Source organism: Hafnia alvei (genome assembly GCF_964063325.1).
In the GTDB taxonomy this organism is placed as follows: Bacteria; Pseudomonadota; Gammaproteobacteria; order Enterobacterales; family Enterobacteriaceae; genus Hafnia; species Hafnia alvei_B.
Map to the genome: position 1 here is coordinate 1,107,123 of NZ_OZ061315.1, position 17,180 is coordinate 1,124,302.

13 protein-coding genes are annotated in these 17,180 nt (G+C 48.5%); 9 read left to right on the top strand and 4 right to left on the bottom strand.

Features of this window, described 5'->3' with window-relative positions; genetic code table 11:
* Positions 1-20: 20 nt before the first annotated feature.
* The 5 genes from rnc to acpS all read left to right on the top strand — a co-directional run bounded on the left by rnc (position 21) and on the right by acpS (position 3,587).
* The gene (gene rnc / locus AB3Y96_RS05240) at positions 21-701 is read left to right on the top strand and encodes a ribonuclease III (RefSeq protein ID WP_008812639.1); all 681 of its coding nucleotides are present in this window, start codon (positions 21-23) and stop codon (positions 699-701) included.
* Positions 698-1,603: a GTPase Era gene (gene era / locus AB3Y96_RS05245; RefSeq protein ID WP_025800534.1), complete on the top strand. Its 906-nt coding sequence runs from the start codon at positions 698-700 to the stop codon at positions 1,601-1,603. The genes rnc and era overlap by 4 nt, the downstream gene beginning before the upstream one ends.
* 12 nt (positions 1,604-1,615) lie before the next feature.
* A complete protein-coding gene (gene recO / locus AB3Y96_RS05250; protein ID WP_025800535.1) occupies positions 1,616-2,344 on the top strand; it encodes a DNA repair protein RecO in 729 nt (242 codons plus the stop codon).
* A 131-nt stretch (positions 2,345-2,475) separates the two neighbouring features.
* On the top strand, positions 2,476-3,207 hold the full coding sequence (gene pdxJ / locus AB3Y96_RS05255; RefSeq protein WP_025800536.1) for a pyridoxine 5'-phosphate synthase: 732 nt from the start codon (positions 2,476-2,478) through the stop codon (positions 3,205-3,207).
* Positions 3,207-3,587 carry a holo-ACP synthase gene (gene acpS, locus AB3Y96_RS05260; protein ID WP_072307967.1) on the top strand — a complete coding sequence of 127 codons (381 nt, stop codon included), beginning with the start codon at positions 3,207-3,209 and terminating at the stop codon, positions 3,585-3,587. The genes pdxJ and acpS overlap by 1 nt, the downstream gene beginning before the upstream one ends.
* Before the next feature lie 82 nt (positions 3,588-3,669).
* On the opposite strand, the gene barA is transcribed toward acpS, so the two are convergent.
* Positions 3,670-6,411, bottom strand: coding sequence for a two-component sensor histidine kinase BarA (gene barA / locus AB3Y96_RS05265; RefSeq protein WP_367298657.1), 2,742 nt, complete (start codon positions 6,409-6,411; stop codon positions 3,670-3,672).
* Between the two features lie 76 nt (positions 6,412-6,487).
* On the opposite strand from barA, the gene rlmD reads away from it, so the two are divergent.
* The 4 genes from rlmD (at position 6,488) to AB3Y96_RS05285 (ending at position 14,056) form a co-directional block, all read left to right on the top strand.
* The gene (gene rlmD / locus AB3Y96_RS05270) at positions 6,488-7,804 is read left to right on the top strand and encodes a 23S rRNA (uracil(1939)-C(5))-methyltransferase RlmD (RefSeq protein ID WP_367298658.1); all 1,317 of its coding nucleotides are present in this window, start codon (positions 6,488-6,490) and stop codon (positions 7,802-7,804) included.
* A 34-nt stretch (positions 7,805-7,838) separates the two neighbouring features.
* Entirely contained in the window at positions 7,839-10,082 is a 2,244-nt protein-coding gene (gene relA / locus AB3Y96_RS05275) for a GTP diphosphokinase (RefSeq protein WP_072307964.1), read from the top strand.
* 353 nt (positions 10,083-10,435) lie between these two features.
* Positions 10,436-11,461 (top strand): GGDEF domain-containing protein, encoded by a 1,026-nt coding sequence (locus AB3Y96_RS05280; protein ID WP_072307963.1) that lies wholly within the window; start codon positions 10,436-10,438, stop codon positions 11,459-11,461.
* A 12-nt stretch (positions 11,462-11,473) separates the two neighbouring features.
* Positions 11,474-14,056 (top strand): EAL domain-containing protein, encoded by a 2,583-nt coding sequence (locus AB3Y96_RS05285; RefSeq protein ID WP_367298659.1) that lies wholly within the window; start codon positions 11,474-11,476, stop codon positions 14,054-14,056.
* Between the two features lie 109 nt (positions 14,057-14,165).
* Here AB3Y96_RS05285 and paaY read toward each other — a convergent pair whose 3' ends face one another.
* The 3 genes from paaY to paaK form a co-directional block, all read right to left on the bottom strand.
* Positions 14,166-14,762 (bottom strand): phenylacetic acid degradation protein PaaY, encoded by a 597-nt coding sequence (gene paaY / locus AB3Y96_RS05290; protein ID WP_025800543.1) that lies wholly within the window; start codon positions 14,760-14,762, stop codon positions 14,166-14,168.
* 27 nt (positions 14,763-14,789) lie between these two features.
* Complete coding sequence (gene paaX, locus AB3Y96_RS05295; protein ID WP_367298660.1) at positions 14,790-15,716, bottom strand: phenylacetic acid degradation operon negative regulatory protein PaaX; 927 nt, start codon at positions 15,714-15,716, stop codon at positions 14,790-14,792.
* A gap of 127 nt (positions 15,717-15,843) precedes the next feature.
* Entirely contained in the window at positions 15,844-17,148 is a 1,305-nt protein-coding gene (gene paaK, locus AB3Y96_RS05300; RefSeq protein ID WP_367298661.1) for a phenylacetate--CoA ligase PaaK, read from the bottom strand.
* Between the last annotated feature and the right edge of the window lie 32 nt (positions 17,149-17,180).

The following is a 17,180-nucleotide window of genomic DNA, read 5'->3' on the forward strand; positions in this document are numbered from 1 at the left end:
CTAGATCTATTTGGTATCTCATGAATCCCATCGTAACTAACCGGCTTCAAAAGAAGCTGGGCTATACTTTTCAACAGCAGGAGCTGTTATTGCAGGCATTGACTCATCGCAGTGCCAGCAGCAAACACAATGAACGTCTTGAGTTTCTGGGCGACTCAATTCTTAGTTTCGTTATTGCCAATGCGCTGTATCACCGCTTCCCGCGGGTTGATGAGGGCGACATGAGCCGCATGCGTGCTACTTTAGTACGTGGGAATACGCTGGCAGAAATGGCACGAGAATTTGATTTGGGGGAGTGCCTGCGTCTTGGGCCGGGTGAGCTAAAAAGTGGTGGTTTCCGCCGCGAATCTATTTTAGCTGACACCGTAGAAGCGTTAATTGGCGGCATTTTCCTGGATAGTGATATCCAAACGATTGAACGACTGATCCTTGATTGGTACCGCTCACGCTTGGACGAGATTAGTCCAGGTGATAAGCAAAAAGACCCGAAAACGCGTCTGCAAGAGTTCTTGCAGGGACGCCATCTGCCGCTGCCATCTTATTTGGTGGTGCAGGTTCGCGGTGAAGCACACGATCAAGAATTTACTATTCACTGTCAGGTCAGCGGCCTGAGCGAACCGGTTATCGGTGTTGGCTCAAGCCGTCGCAAGGCCGAGCAGGCAGCGGCTGAACAAGCGCTGAAACAGCTGGAGCTTGAATGAGCGAAGAAACAACTTATTGCGGATTTATTGCCATCGTTGGACGTCCTAACGTTGGCAAATCGACATTGCTGAACCAACTGCTGGGGCAGAAGATTTCGATCACCTCGCGTAAGCCACAAACGACCCGCCACCGCATCATGGGTATTCACACGGAAGGGCCATATCAGGCCATCTACGTGGACACCCCCGGGTTGCATATTGAAGAAAAACGCGCCATCAACCGTTTGATGAACCGCGCAGCCAGCAGCTCAATCGGTGACGTTGAGCTGGTGATTTTCGTTGTTGAAGGGACGCACTGGACCGCCGATGACGAAATGGTCGTGAATAAACTGCGTGATTTGAAAGCGCCGGTTATCTTAGCGATCAACAAAGTCGATAACGTTCAGGATAAAGCGGCTTTGCTGCCTCATATCCAGTTCCTCAGCGAACAGATGAACTTTATGGACGTGGTTCCAATCTCTGCGGAGAAGGGAACGAACGTAGATACCATCGCCAGCATTGTGCGTAAAAAACTGCCGGAAGCGATCCACCACTTCCCAGAAGAGTACATTACTGACCGCTCACAGCGCTTTATGGCGTCTGAAATCATCCGTGAAAAACTGATGCGTTTCTTGGGCGAAGAGCTGCCGTATTCCGTTACCGTTGAAATTGAACGCTTCGTTTCTAACGAACGCGGTGGTTACGACATTAACGGTCTGATTCTGGTTGAGCGTGAAGGCCAGAAGAAGATGGTTATCGGTAATAAAGGCTCAAAAATCAAGACGATTGGCATTGAAGCTCGCCAAGACATGGAAGCCATGTTTGAAGCTAAAGTCCATCTTGAGCTGTGGGTTAAGGTTAAATCCGGTTGGGCAGACGACGAACGTGCGCTGCGTAGCTTGGGTTATGGTGAAGATCTCTAAGAGATCGCGCCTATGGAAGGTTGGCAACGCGCATTTGTGTTACATGGGCGTCCCTACAGTGAAACCAGTCTCCTGTTAGACCTGTTTACTGAAGGGCACGGACGTGTTCGTCTGTTGGCGAAAGGCGCACGTAGCAAACGCTCAAGCCTCAAAGGCGCGTTACAACCTTTTACGCCGCTGCTGGTTCGTTGGGGCGGGAAAGGGGAAGTCAAAACCCTACGTAATGCTGAGCCTGTTTCGTTAGGGCTACCGCTGACGGGCATTTCGCTCTATAGCGGTTTATATGTCAATGAGCTGGTTTCCCGCGTGCTTGAGCAGGAAACCAACTACTCTTCGTTATTCTTCGATTACCTAAACTGTTTACAAAACTTGGCGGCAACCGTTGGTTCTCCTGAGCATACGCTGCGTGAATTCGAGCTCGCTTTGCTGGGTAATCTTGGTTATGGCATCGATTTTCTGCACTGCGCTGGCAGCGGCGAACCGGTCTCTGATGAGATGACCTATCGCTACCGTGAAGAGAAAGGGTTTATCGCCAGCTTGCTGGTCGATCAGCTCAGCTTTACCGGCCGTGATTTAAAAGCGTTGGCCGAACGTAGATTCCCTGATCCACTCACGCTGCGTGCGGCTAAACGTTTTACGCGTATGGCGCTGAAACCCTATTTAGGCGGAAAACCGCTAAAAAGCCGTGAACTGTTTCGCCAATTTGTTGGAAAACGCCCTGTTAAACCGGCTTCAGCTTAAAATTTCACTGTCCCCTACATCGCCATAATTCTGTTTGACCCTATCCCGCTAAGTTCGGTGTACACTGATGCGAACTAAGCCTTATTTTGTCTGTAATCTCTGACTTAAACGTTTTCTTAAGAGGATTTGTCATGGCTGATTTACTGTTGGGCGTCAACATCGATCATATCGCAACCCTACGCAATGCGCGTGGCACCCAGTATCCAGACCCTGTTCAAGCGGCTTTTATTGCTGAGCAAGCAGGGGCCGATGGGATCACCGTGCATCTGCGCGAAGATCGCCGTCACATTACCGATCGCGATGTGCGTTTGCTGCGCCAAACTATTCAGACGCGGATGAATCTGGAAATGGCGGTGACCGATGAGATGATCGATATTGCCTGTGAATTGAAGCCGCATTTTTGCTGTTTAGTGCCAGAAAAACGCCAAGAAGTGACGACTGAAGGCGGGCTAGACGTTGCGGGTCAGTTGGATAAAATGACCGTCGCCGTGGAGCGTCTAACTCAGGCGGGTATTTTGGTATCGCTGTTTATCGATCCCGACCAGCGCCAAATTGAAGCCGCAGTGAGCGTTGGCGCGCCCTATATTGAAATTCACACCGGTGCTTATGCCGATGCAGAATGCGAACTAAAGCGTCAGGCAGAATTTGAGCGCATTGCCCAAGCCGCGCGTTTTGCCAACGAACGAGGCTTAAAAGTGAATGCGGGCCACGGTTTGACCTATCATAACGTCCTACCGATTGCTGCATTACCTGAAATGCATGAGCTGAATATCGGCCACAGTATTATTGGTCGAGCGGTGATGAGCGGTTTGCCTGAGGCCGTGAGTGCGATGAAACAGCTGATGTTGGAAGCGCGTCGCTAATGGCTGTTTTAGGTTTGGGCACCGATATTGTCGAAATTTCTCGCATTGAGGCTGTGGTCGAGCGCAGTGGCGATCAAATGGCGAAACGCGTATTGGCGCCCGCTGAATGGGAGCAATACTGCGCTCATCAGCAGAAAGTTCGTTATTTAGCCAAGCGTTTTGCGGTTAAAGAGGCTGCCGCTAAGGCATTTGGCACCGGTATTCGTAACGGGCTGGCCTTTGCTCAGTTTGAGGTTTACAACGATACGCTGGGCAAACCGATACTGCGTTTACACGGGCGTGCCGCCGAACTGGCTCAGGAAATGGGGATTACGTCTATTCACGTTTCTTTAGCTGATGAACGCCGCTACGCCTGCGCAACCGTGATTGTTGAAGGGTAATTGTTGCTGAAGAGCTGAGGAATAGCTATTTAGTCGCTAGCGCTCAATCATCGTTCTACGAGTGATTGAGCGCCCAACAACGCTAGCCGTTCAGTTTCTCCTGAGCGGCTTTCTCCACGTTTTCAATTTCGTCGAGTAACTCCATCCACTCCGGCTCTAAATCACCCACCGCAATATCATGACGCAGCTGTTGTTCGATATAACGGCAAAGGCGTTTCAAACGTGGAAGACCGCTGTAACTGCAGCTACCGTGCAGTTTGTGGATAATATCTACTATCGCCGGATCCTGATTGCCTTCGAGCGCCGCTTCTACCTGTGTTTTGACCTGAGGAAGGAACTCCAGCAGCATCTGCAATAAATCCCGTGCCAGATCTTCTTTATTCGCCGCCTGTCGCAGTGCCATATCCCAATCTAGCGTTAGATCGCTATCGGCTTCGACTGATACCGTGGCGGTATGTGGCTCTTGCCCGTTAGGATCGCGATAGTAACGCGCTAGCAGCTGGCGCAGCATATTTTCATCGATGGGTTTTGCCAGATAGTCATCCATTCCTGCGCGGAGTAGGCGCTCACGTTCACCGTTAATCGCATGTGCCGTTACGGCGATAATCGGCGTATCAATATAGCGCGGTATTTTGCGGATTAATTCACTGGTACGAATGCCATCCATTTCAGGCATTTGAATATCCATCAGGATGATGTCTAAACGATGCTCTTTAGCTTGAGCAATCGCTTCTTCACCGCTATTGCACAGAATAATTTGTTCGACCAGCTCACCTAACAGCGCCCCAATCAGCTTAAGGTTGGCCGGATTATCATCAACCGCCATGACGTTCAGCGGCAGACGTTCAACCTTCTGCTCAATCACCACTGGCGCACGTTTCGGCAGGCTATTATCCAGCAAAATAGGCAGCAGGCGATTACTGGTTAGCGGTTTCGCTAAACAACTGCGTACTCCTTCTTCTTTCAATTCATCACTATAGAGCAGCTTGTGGCTCGGCATCGCAAGGATCACGCGGTTGGCTAATGACAACGCGGTTTTCAGCTTATCGCGACCCTGTTCATCATCATAGGTGAAGTTAACCGGCAGCCCCACCAGTAGGATATCGTAGTGAGAGTCAGGAATAACCTGTGCCAGAAGCGGGCTGTAGCTCACCTCCAGCGGCGTCGCCTGAAGTAAGTCCAACGTACATTGCGCGGCAACCGGATTTGACTCGACATAAAGCAGTTTTTGCCCGGCCAATCTCTGCATCGGGAAGTGACTTGCCGGCGCGTTATGGTTGAGTTCTAACTGAATGTGGAACCAGAATGTAGAGCCTTTGTTCGGCTGGCTATGGAAACTAATATCCCCACCCATTTCATTCACCAGTTTCTGGGTGATAACTAAGCCCAATCCGGTGCCGCCATGGCGGCGAGAAATACTGGCATCTGCCTGACGGAATGCTTGGAACAGCTGTGATTGCTGGCGTTCTGAGATACCAATACCGGTATCGTGCACCAATACTTCAAGCTCCACCTGATGTGGGGTGACGCTGCGTAGCTCAATGCGAATATCGATATTCCCTTTCTCGGTAAATTTAATCGCATTGCCTAATAGGTTAGTAAGGACTTGCTGTATGCGCATCGGGTCGCCGATCACATGTTCGGGAACGTCGTTACGAATATTAAGGGTAAGCTCAATGCCTTTTTCGTGTGCGCTAGGAGCAAGCAGAACGGTAACTTCGTCGATGGTTTCACGCAGCAGGAAAGGAATATGTTCCAGCACCAGTTTACCGGCTTCAAGCTTCGAGAAATCAAGCACATCATTGATGATGGTCAGTAGATTATTCGCAGAACGCTCAATGGTTTGCAGGTAATCACTTTGGGTCGCATTGAGCGGGGTTTTCAGAACTTGTCGGGTAAAGCCGATAACCCCATTGAGCGGTGTACGCAGCTCATGCGACATATTGGCCAAAAACTCGGATTTAATTCGCGCGGCTTCCTGAGCGCGTTTTTTAGCTAAATCTAATTCTACGTTTTGAATTTCCATCTGCTCGAGCGTTTCACGCAGGTCAGAGGTGGCCTGATCGATATTTTGCTGCATCTCTTCGTGGTAGGCCGTCAGAGACATCGCCATCGAATTAATACCGTTTTTGAGCATATCCAGCTCGCCCAGCATATGGCCTTCTACACGACTGTCGAGCTGCCCTCGACGAATGCGGTCAACGGTGTTAACCATGTTGCGGATAGGCCCTGTGACATCGCGCATCAGCCGGTAGGCAAACAGCAAGGCAATACACATACAGATAATCAGCAGCAACGTAGCAACAAATACTTCTTTGTATTGCTGTAAGCGCACTGAACGCAGATCCAATTCAACCGCGATATAGCCAAGGTGCGGGTTTTCGGCGCTGGTGGAGTCGATAAATCTGTCTTCCGAGATGATCGGTGTGCGCAGGATTAACGAATCCCCATGCTTGGAAAGCATCAGGTCGTTAGGCATAGGCACACCTTTGGGGAGCTGTAGCAGCGAATAGTTATGGTGATAGTTTGAGGTAACGAACAGATCGTTGTTATCGTCGAAAACGGCGATGGAGCGCACAATATCGGAATGACGGCGATGCAGCAGGCCAATCAGCTGTCGCACCGCTTCACGACTGCGGAAGGTCATGCCATATTCGCTCGCCACGGCAAGCGGCTCAATGATACTGGCACCGGAATCCACCAATTGTGCTTGTAACTCATTGTATCTATGAACAACAAAGAAGGTGCTGAGCAGCAAACCAATCAATAAAGTGGGGGCTAAAATCAGTACCATCATGCGCGCACGCAGGCTGTATTTGGTCATGTGGGTCCAATGTGGGAGAATTGGTGGCAGATATCATTATTAGCGAAAGCTAAAACCAACGACAAATCGATAAAACATGGCTCAATTTTACTCTCCGGGACGCCGCGTGGCGACCCGACAAACCATAACTGTGACGGCAACCGACCTTGATCCCTTTGGCCAAGGAGTTGCACGCCACAATGGTAAAGCTATCTTTATTTCCGGCCTATTGCCAGATGAGCAAGCCGAAGTCACTTTAACCGAAGATAAAAAGCAGTTTGCTCGCGCCAAAGTGAAGCGCTTACTCACTCGCAGCCCAGAGCGCGTAGCGCCGCGCTGCCCGCATTTTGGTGTCTGTGGCGGCTGCCAGCAGCAGCATGCCAGCGAGGCCCTACAACAGCGAAGTAAATCGGCTTCTCTTCAACGCCTGATTAACCGCGAACCGGGTTTGAATATCATACCAGAATCCGTTATTAGCGGGCCAGAATACGGCTATCGTCGGCGTGCGCGTTTAGGATTGCAATTCCTGCCTAAACAACAGCAGCTGGTGATGGGGTTTCGCAAGTTAGGTTCTAATGATTTAGTGCCTGTTAAAGCGTGCCCTGTATTAGCACCTGCGCTGGCATCGCTTTTGCAACCGCTGCATGAGTGTTTGGTCGGGATGAAGGCCGTTCGCCGTTTAGGCCATGCTGAACTTGTGCTAGCTGATAATGGCCCCGTAGTGGTATTGCGCCATCTTGAACCGTTGAAAGAACAAGATTTGGCTCGTTTGCACAATTTTAGTGCGCAGCATCGCGCTATGCTCTACCTACAAGGTAATGAAGACGATCTGATTAAGCTGTGCGATGACACACCGTTTTATCAAGTCGACGGGCTACGATTATTTTTTAGCCCAAGAGATTTCATTCAGGTTAACGACGCGGTGAATCAACGAATGGTTGCGCAGGCGTTGGAATGGTTAGCAGTAGAATCGACCGATCGCGTGTTAGACCTGTTCTGCGGGATGGGCAATTTCACATTACCCTTAGCAAAACGCGCAAAACAGGTGGTCGGCGTTGAAGGTGTTGCTACGCTGGTAGCAAATGGTCTGTATAATGCCCAGATTAATGCATTGAATAACGTCGAATTCTTCCAGCACAACTTGGAGGATGATGTGACTCGGCAGCCATGGGCTAAACTTGGATTTGACAAAGTGTTGTTGGATCCAGCGCGTGCCGGTGCCGCAGGCGTTATGGATCACATTGTTAAACTAGCACCGCAGAAGGTGGTTTATGTTTCCTGTAATCCCACCACGCTGGCGCGTGACAGTCAGATTTTAATCGCAGCGGGTTACCGAATGGAACGCGTGCGAATGCTAGATATGTTTCCCCACACGGGGCATTTAGAGTCGATGGCGTTGTTTGTTGCGTCGTAGTACGGCTCAAGTTGATGAGTAAAAGGGAGAGGATATGGTTGCGGTAAGAAGTGCCCATCTAAATACGGCTGGTGAATTTGCCCTTGATGAGTGGGTGAAGAGCCTAAATCTGTCGAACCAGCAGTCGTGTGAGCGTCTCTCTGCAACTTGGCGTTATTGTCAGCAAAAAACACTTAATCATCCCGATGCGGCATTATTACTGTGGCGCGGCGTTGAGATGGTGGAAATTCTCTCCACGCTCAGTATGGACAACGACAGTATGCGCACCGCGCTGCTGTTTCCGCTGGTGGAAGCCAAAGTCATCGATCGTGAAACAGTCGAGGAGGATTTTGGCACAGAGATCACCAATCTGGTACATGGCGTGCTGGAAATGGATGCAATCCGCGCGTTAAAAGCCACTCAAAATGACTCCGGTGCCTCTGAGCAGGTGGATAATATCCGCCGCATGCTACTGGCCATGGTGGAAGATTTCCGCTGCGTGGTGATAAAGCTCGCTGAGCGTATTGCTCATCTGCGCGAAGTTAAAGATGCGCCGGAAGAAGAACGCGTATTGGCGGCCAAAGAGTGCTTCAACATCTATGCACCGTTGGCAAATCGTCTGGGGATTGGGCAGCTAAAGTGGGAGCTAGAAGATTTCTGCTTCCGTTATCTGCATCCAGATGAATATAAAAAGATTGCCAAGCTGTTGCATGAACGCCGTATCGATCGTGAGCAGTTTATCGATGATTTTGTTGAAGCGCTGCGCAAGGAAATGGCCAAAGAAGGTGTCAAAGCCGAGATTTATGGCCGGCCAAAACACATCTACAGTATCTGGCGCAAAATGCAGAAAAAGGCATTGGCGTTTGATGAGCTATTTGATGTACGTGCAGTACGCATCGTGGTTGAACGCTTGCAGGATTGCTACGCGGCATTGGGGATAGTGCACACTCACTATCGTCATCTGCCTAATGAATTTGACGACTATGTGGCTAACCCGAAACCTAATGGTTATCAGTCGATTCATACCGTCGTTTTAGGCCCGCGCGGTAAAACGCTAGAGATTCAAATCCGGACACGCCAGATGCATGAAGATGCCGAGCTGGGCGTTGCTGCGCACTGGAAATACAAAGAGGGGCCGCAGGCCGCAGGTCGTTCCGGCTACGAAGGTCGAATTGCGTGGCTGCGTAAACTGATTGCATGGCAAGAAGAGATGGCCGACTCTGGCGAAATGCTGGATGAGGTACGCAGCCAGGTATTTGACGATCGCGTTTATGTGTTTACGCCAAAAGGCGACGTTGTGGATCTCCCTGCGGGCTCAACACCGCTCGACTTTGCTTACCATATTCACAGCGACGTAGGCCATCGCTGTATCGGTGCTAAAATCGGTGGTCGCATTGTGCCATTCACCTATCAGCTGCAGATGGGCGATCAGGTTGAAATTATCACTCAGAAGCAGCCGAACCCAAGCCGTGACTGGCTGAATCCAAACCTTGGTTACGTTACAACCAGCCGTGGACGCGCCAAAATCCACAACTGGTTCCGCAAACAAGATCGGGACAAAAATATCCTCGCAGGCCGCCAAATTCTAGATGATGAGCTTGAGCGCTTGGACATCAGCCTGAAAGAAGCTGAAAAGCTTCTGATCCCTCGCTATAACGTCAACTCGATGGATGAGGTTTTGGCGGCGATAGGCGGCGGCGATATCCGCGTTAATCAGATGGTCAACTTCCTGCAGGGCAAAACCAATAAGCCAAGTGCGGAAGAAGCTGACCGTGAAGCGCTAAAACAGCTTACGCAAAAAGGCCAATCTCAGTCACGTAGTGATAAGAGCAGTGGGCGTGTTGTGGTGGAAGGTGTGGGTAATTTAATGCACCACATAGCACGTTGCTGTCAGCCGATCCCTGGTGATGAAATTATTGGTTTTATCACTCAGGGGCGCGGCATCTCAATCCACCGTTCAGACTGCGATCAGCTTAATGAACTACGCTCGCATGCACCGGAACGTATCATCGATGCTGTATGGGGCGAGAGTTACTCCAGTGGCTATTCGCTGGTGGTACGTGTGATGGCCAATGACCGTAGCGGCCTGCTACGTGATATCACGACTATTCTCGCTAATGAGAAGGTTAACGTGCTAGGTGTTGCCAGCCGTAGCGATACCAAAAAACAGCTGGCAACGATTGATATGGATATCGAAATTTACAACCTGCAGGTGCTTGGACGTGTGCTGGCGAAATTAAACCAGTTACCGGATGTTATCGATGCGCGCCGTTTACACGGTGGAAAAACAGAGAAATAGCCAGTGAAAAAATAGAGGCGTCGTTACTCGTCGCCTCTATTTATATTAAGATAATTCTATTTCCAATAAAAATCCTATCAAACCAGCTCTAACCAATAATATATTATTGAATTTTAAATTATATTTTTATTCTTTATTTATCAGTCTGTTATCATTTTAATTTTAGCTATCCATCGTAATTTTTGTTTCATGAAAATTCTTATTTTATGAGTCTCATAATGCATCTCTGGATAATTATTTACATCTGATTTATGATCAAATATATATTCACTGAGCATGCGATCTCAGTTGTGACTTTTAGACAATAATCCTAAAGAGAATAATCTACTCATGAGAAAATTCTGGTTCGGCTTATGAGCTCAAATAATCTTTTTTTTCGTTTGTTAAGTCAGCGTCAAGATGTAATAACGGTTATCTTGTTCGTTATCAGCGCAGCCTGTTTTACACTTTTTTATTACAAAACTGAAACAACAGTTAAGCAGATGGAGTTTTTGTTGAAACTCTCCAGTGCCCGCAGCGACTTCCTCTCTCTTTCCGCGTCTACGTTTTATAATATAGATAATCAAAAAACGAATAAGCAGCTTAAAGACAGCCAATTACAAGCTTTGCAGTTAAGCTATTCAAACTATATTAATTTGCTGCACACTTTTTCAATTCCAGGGCGCTTAAAAGAGAGAGAAGAAACAGCATCAAACGAATTATTTAATCGCGTTATTAATGCTCGGCATGGCGATTCTGGCATCATGGTATTACCGCAAAATACCCAAAACTTCAGAGCCATCATCGAAGAGTCGTTAGAGGAAATAAAATATACATTCCATTGGCAGCTAATACTGTTGATCTTGATCCCTTTTTTTATTGCCGTGATCCGCACGCTGCATGGGCTCTACTATATAGATATCTTTGATAAGATGAACAAAGACTATTATATGGATTTTTTGACCAAAGCCTATAATCGTCGCTATATTCCTAAGATTAAAAAACGAGCTGACTTAGACTATATTCTTGCCATCGATATCGATCATTTTAAACAAATTAATGATAGCTATGGGCATGATATTGGTGATGAAGCTTTGTACAAGTGTACAAAGATCATGCAGGGTAATATCAAAGCAAGTGATATTGTTGTTCGAATGGGGGGCGATGAATTTGTGGTCTTTTTGTTTAATGCCTCCCTAAAGGATGCCAAACATGTTACTGAGCAAATTTTACATGATATTAATGATGAGAAACTCTATATTTCTGAGAGCGTGACGGCAAAAATGACCGTTTCAATTGGTGTTGCGAAGTTTGACGACGATATTTCCACGACAATGAAACTGGCAGATGTTAACTTATACGAGTCGAAGAGTCGCGGTAAGAAACAGTTCACCTTCTGAGCACTAGTTCGTATGAAAAAAAATAAATTGGCGTTTATAGAGAGCTACTCTCTCAAGACGATTGTCCTGTCGGTATTTGTATTTTTTACCACGTTTATTGTCATCTTTATTCTTTATCTCCAGTTTCAGCAAGAGAACCATGCGCTGAATCGGATGAGCGAAAAGGTCATCACGTCTAAAGGGGAAACGGTAAAAAGCATGCTGGAGCACTATATCAACGTGCCTAAGCAGTCGAATGCCGCCGTAGCCACGTCACTGAAAGCCATGGATTTCAGTGAAACCAGCGATCAAATGCCGTTTATAAAAGAAATTCTCCTTCAAACTATGGGACGGATTTTTTCGGGTGACAAGTATTTAAGCATGGTTGCGCTTGGCACGAGGGATGGCCATTATATCGGTGTTGGTCGGAATAATATTACGGATAAAGAATACCTCATCCTGAAGTCGCGAGTCACTCTGGGCAGGCTGAATTACTACAACGGCCTTTCTCAGGATGAAAAACCAAGAGAAAGCATTGAAAACTATGACGTCAGCCAACGACCTTGGTTTCGCTATGTTGATGAAAGTAAACAATCCTCGTGGACCAAAGCCTATCGAGACTTTAACTCGGATAGCGGCATCAGCATCTCTTTTAGCTCTCCCGTATATGACAAAAAAAATCGCTACATTGGCGTTATCTCAAGCGATCTGCGCTTAAGCCGATTTAGTCGCTATCTGATGGAACTGACAAAAAATGAAAACAACGTCATTTTTATTGTTAATGGTTCTAATCAGATTATTGCGTCCTCTAAAGATGATTATCTCATTTCCGATCTCGCATTTGGTATTGCCGATCAGGACGGTGGCGGGCTGGTTTCGGTCATGGACAGTACCGATCCGTTAATAAAATCGACGGTTAAAATCCTGCAAAATAACCCTAGCGAAGTGGAGCGTATTCAGTCCGGTAGCTCAATGTATTTTGGCAAAGTGATGCCGGTAGGCAACGATCTTAATTTGCCTGGATGGCGGATCGTTGTGCTCTCAGCCCAAGATGATTTAACCGGTGATTTACTGAGCAACCGTATTATTACTATTATTCTTTCGGTCATTATATTTGCACTGGGTTCATTGATCGCGGTGAAATTACTCTCGATGGTAACGAACCCTATATTAGATATTGCGCGGCAAGCGCCGATGATTGCTCGACGAAAATGGAAACCCAGTCTGAATCATCAGGCTCAATTTTCTGAAATTAGAGTGCTGAATACCGCCTTTGCACAAATGTCGGATGAGTTGGAAGGTATGTTCCTTAAGCTAGAAAACCAGCTCAATATTGATGAGGATACTAAACTTCTGACGCGCAGGGGCTTGCTGGGCAAGTTTCGAGAATGTCATGAAGAACAGGGCGGTTTTGCGATTGGATTGCTTGCGATTGTTGGTTTAAGTAATTTTAATGCTATCACCAGTAGTTTAGGGCGCAGCTACGGTAGAGATTTTGTTTCGCGCTTTATTCAAGATCTACAGGCTATTTTACCCGCGGGGACATGGCTTGCACGGGATGCCGAAGAGCGGTTTATTATTTGCTATCCGGGCGTAAAAACGCAGGATTTCTGCTTAGCAGAGCAACATAAGTTTGAGCGTTTCTTCAGAGGATTAGACGTAGAGCATGATGCAGACGGGCAGGTATATGCGGGAAATACCGGTTTTGTGCATGACGTTATCAACCCGAGCACGCTTAATGACAGCATCATGGATGCTTATATTGCGCTGAAATTTGCCTGCAGCAAAGGCAACGGCTACAGCATGTTATACCACTCGGATATTCGTGCTGAAGAAATCCTCAATATTAATATGTTGCGTCATCTAAAGAGTGCGCTGGCGCTGAATGAGTTCTTCTTGGTATTCCAGCCGATTGTGAATTTGACCACGCGTCATATTACCGGTGCTGAATGTTTAATTCGTTGGCGCAATGCAGAACTTGGCATGGTTGGCCCCGATCACTTTATTCCTTTGGCGGAAGATACGGGGTTTATTGTTCCTTTAGGCGCATGGGTTTTAGATAACGCCTGCATGCAGCTGAGTGAAAAACTCTCCAGCGGTGAGTGGCCAAGCGACTTTAAACTGCATGTGAATATTTCGCTGGTACAGCTTATGCAGCAAGATTTTGCCCACACACTTTTTGCTACGATGGCTCGGCATAATATTGCGCCACACAACATCTCGATCGAAATTACCGAAACGAGCATGATGAAAGAAACCGATATTTTGATGGAAACCATCAGCACTATCCGTCGCGGGGGCGTTTCCGTTGCCATTGATGATTTTGGTTCAGGTTTCTCAAGCCTTTCTTATCTGCATAAGCTTGAATTTGATACCTTAAAAATCGATAAAGATTTCGTTAGCGATGTTCTCACCGATAGCCGCAACGAATCGATTGTGTCGGCGGTGGTCCGTCTATCCCACGGATTTAATGTCCCATTGGTGGCCGAAGGGGTTGAAACGGCGGAAGTGGCCGACAAACTACAGGCAATGGGGTGCCAAAAAGCACAGGGGTATTACTTTGCTCGGCCGATGCCGCTCAGCGAGTGGCCGGATATTGGAAAGGTCTTGCCATAGTCAGGTGATACGCTTGCTGGCTCAGGTGGTGGGTTTCGTACGCTAAGGACTCCAATAGAGATAGGCGAACGAAACCTTACACCGTCATCATGCTGATGCCGAGTCAATCTCAAATCTGCCCCTTCGGTACAATATCTTCATTGAAACTCAGTCGTTTGCGACCGGCTTCCTCTTCTCGCAGCGGTTCAACTTCACGCAGCGTTTCTTTGCAGCGGATCACTAATTCTTGATATTCGCGGGTGCCCGCACGCTTCCAACTCAATTCCTGTTCGCTTAACTCCCGTACCACGCGGGCAGGGCTGCCAACCACCAGTTTATTTGCGTCAAATTTTGCGGCGGCTTTCACAAAAGCAGCAGCCCCAATAATGGTGTTTTCGCCGATATCAGCGCCATCCATCACCACGGCATTCATGCCCACGAGCGCATTACGCCGGATGCGACAGCCGTGCAGAATTGCGCCGTGGCCGATATGCCCATCGATTTCTACCACGGTGTCCTGCTGTGGGAACCCATGCATGACGCAGTTATCTTGAATGTTCGCCCCGTCTTGCACTACGATTCGGCCAAAGTCGCCACGCAGACTGGCATTAGGCCCGATGTAGACGCGTTTGCCGATAATCACATCGCCAATTAATACGGCGGTAGGATGAACGAAACTACTGCTGTCGACTACCGGAGTTAAACCATCAATCTGATACACGGGCATCGTTAAATCTCCTTAATGTGTAAGGCTTTATCGGGGTAATCCGCCAAAGCGGCGATAGTAGGCGACCGCTGGCTGGGGGAGTTCTCCGATGGTGGTTTCTGTTTTCTCACTCACATAGCGCGTGGCGGCATGGTCGATGCGTTGGTAAATATTGATACATAGATTACGGGCGATCTGTCCTTCCCACTGGTTCGGCAAAAGCGCATCGGGCAACAGCGGATCTTTCAAAACCACGCGGCGATAGTAGTGGATCAACAGCAAACGCAGCTGAAAGCAGCGCTCAGGGGTGAGTTCTTCTTCTGGTGTATCACGCAGCAGCGTCATGAGCGGGCGAAACGAGGCGATAAACTCATGATAATACTCTGCAACTTCATTCAGGGACCAACTGGTGGAAACCAGTTCTTTCAAACTGTGCTCCGAGCGGTTGTAAGGGTAGTCAGCGCGGAAATAGATCACTGATTCGCTGGCGTTCAACTCGCTTAGCATAGCGGGAACGTCGTTCTGTTCGCGTGCGGGAGCTGCCATCAGCGAACTGTTCATTTGACCAAAACCAAGCCAGCTAAGTGCTTTCTTCAATCGGACTCGTTCTGCTTTACTCGCCATTTCGAGCAACAACAAATCCCACTGTCCATCCCATTCAGGCTGTTCGCTGAGATAGATTTTGCTTTCTGCATGACGAAACTGATTCATGCCGCGCTCGGTGACGCGATAGTAGCTGCGACGGCCTAATTTTATGACGTCCAGCCATCCCTCTTTTTGCAGCCGAAAAATGGAGGTACGGACAAAACGATCGCCAAACCCAAGCGGCTCAAGCAGCGCACTCAGGCTACCTAACCAAACTTCACCGCCACGATGGCTGAGTGCATCGCCATACAACGAGATAATCAGTGACGTACCGCTGATCGGCTGGGCATCCAGCGCATGACGAATAAAGTCGTCAATTTTGTGTTCCATTATTCTTCACCGGTCAGTTTTTAGTGTGTCATCACAGTAGCATAACCGGATGAAAAGTTGTGGGATCTTCCAAACAGCGCAGAACGGTTCCCTCCCCTGATAAGGGGAGGGTTAAGGTGGGGATTGGTTACCGTCCCCGAGAATCGACCACGCGAACGGCTTTACCCTCTGAGCGCGGAATATCACCGCAGTTGACGATGCTGACCTGAGTACTCACGCCGACCATCGATTTAATATGGTGGCGCAGCTGATGGCAGATATCGCAGCGCTGGTCGTGGTTGAGAACGTTAGGTTCTTTCAGTTCAACTTTGACTGAAAGGTTATCTAAATTACCTTTGCGTGTGACTTCCAACTGGTAGTGCGGCGACAGCTCGCGGAACTTCATTATTTGTTCTTCAAGCTGAGAAGGGAACACGTTTACGCCGCGAATAATTAACATATCGTCAGATCGGCCGGTGATCTTATCCATGCGACGCATATTGCGTGCCGATCCCGGCAGCAAGCGGGTAAGATCGCGGGTGCGATAGCGGATCACCGGCATCGCCTCTTTGGTTAGGGTGGTGAAAACCAATTCTCCGGCTTCACCGTCTGGCAGCACTTGGCAGCTATCGGGATGAATGATCTCAGGGTAGAAATGATCTTCCCAGATAGTTGGGCCGTCGGCATATTCTGCACACTCCATCGCCACGCCTGGGCCCATCACTTCAGACAGACCATAAATATCTAGCGCTTTGATCCCCATACGGGTTTCGATTTCGCTACGCAGAGAATCAGTCCAAGGCTCTGCGCCAAATACGCCCAAGCGCAGTGAACACCCGCGGGCATCACCGCCCATTTTGCGCTCGAGTTCGTCAATCAGCGTCAGGCAATAAGAAGGCGTGACCATGATGACATCGGGTTTGAAGTCGAGGATTAACTGCGCCTGTTTTTCCGTTTGCCCGCCGGACATTGGGATCACGGTTGCACCGAGTCGCTCAGCGCCGTAATGCGCGCCTAATCCCCCGGTGAATAGCCCATAGCCGTAGGCCACATGAATTTTGTCTTTGGCTGTGGCTCCCGCGGAACGCAAACAGCGGGCCACAATATCCGCCCAGTTATCGATATCCTGTTGGGTATAACCGACAACCGTTGGGCGACCGGTCGTTCCCGACGACGCATGCACGCGAACCACTTGCTCCATCGGTACCGCGAAGGTGTCGAAAGGGTAGTTATCACGCAGATCTTGCTTGGTGGTATAGGGGAATTTCGCAATATCGCTCAGTTGCTTAAAGTCATCAGGACGAACGCCAGCCGCATCAAATTTACGTTTGTACATCGGCACGTTGTTATAGGCGTGATGCAGCGTCCACTTCATACGCTCCAACTGCAATGCCTGAATTTCATCACATGAGGCGAATTCAATCGGGTCAATGTGCGGTAATGTCTTAGTCATGTTTGCCATTCCTGATAATATTTTTCTTAGTA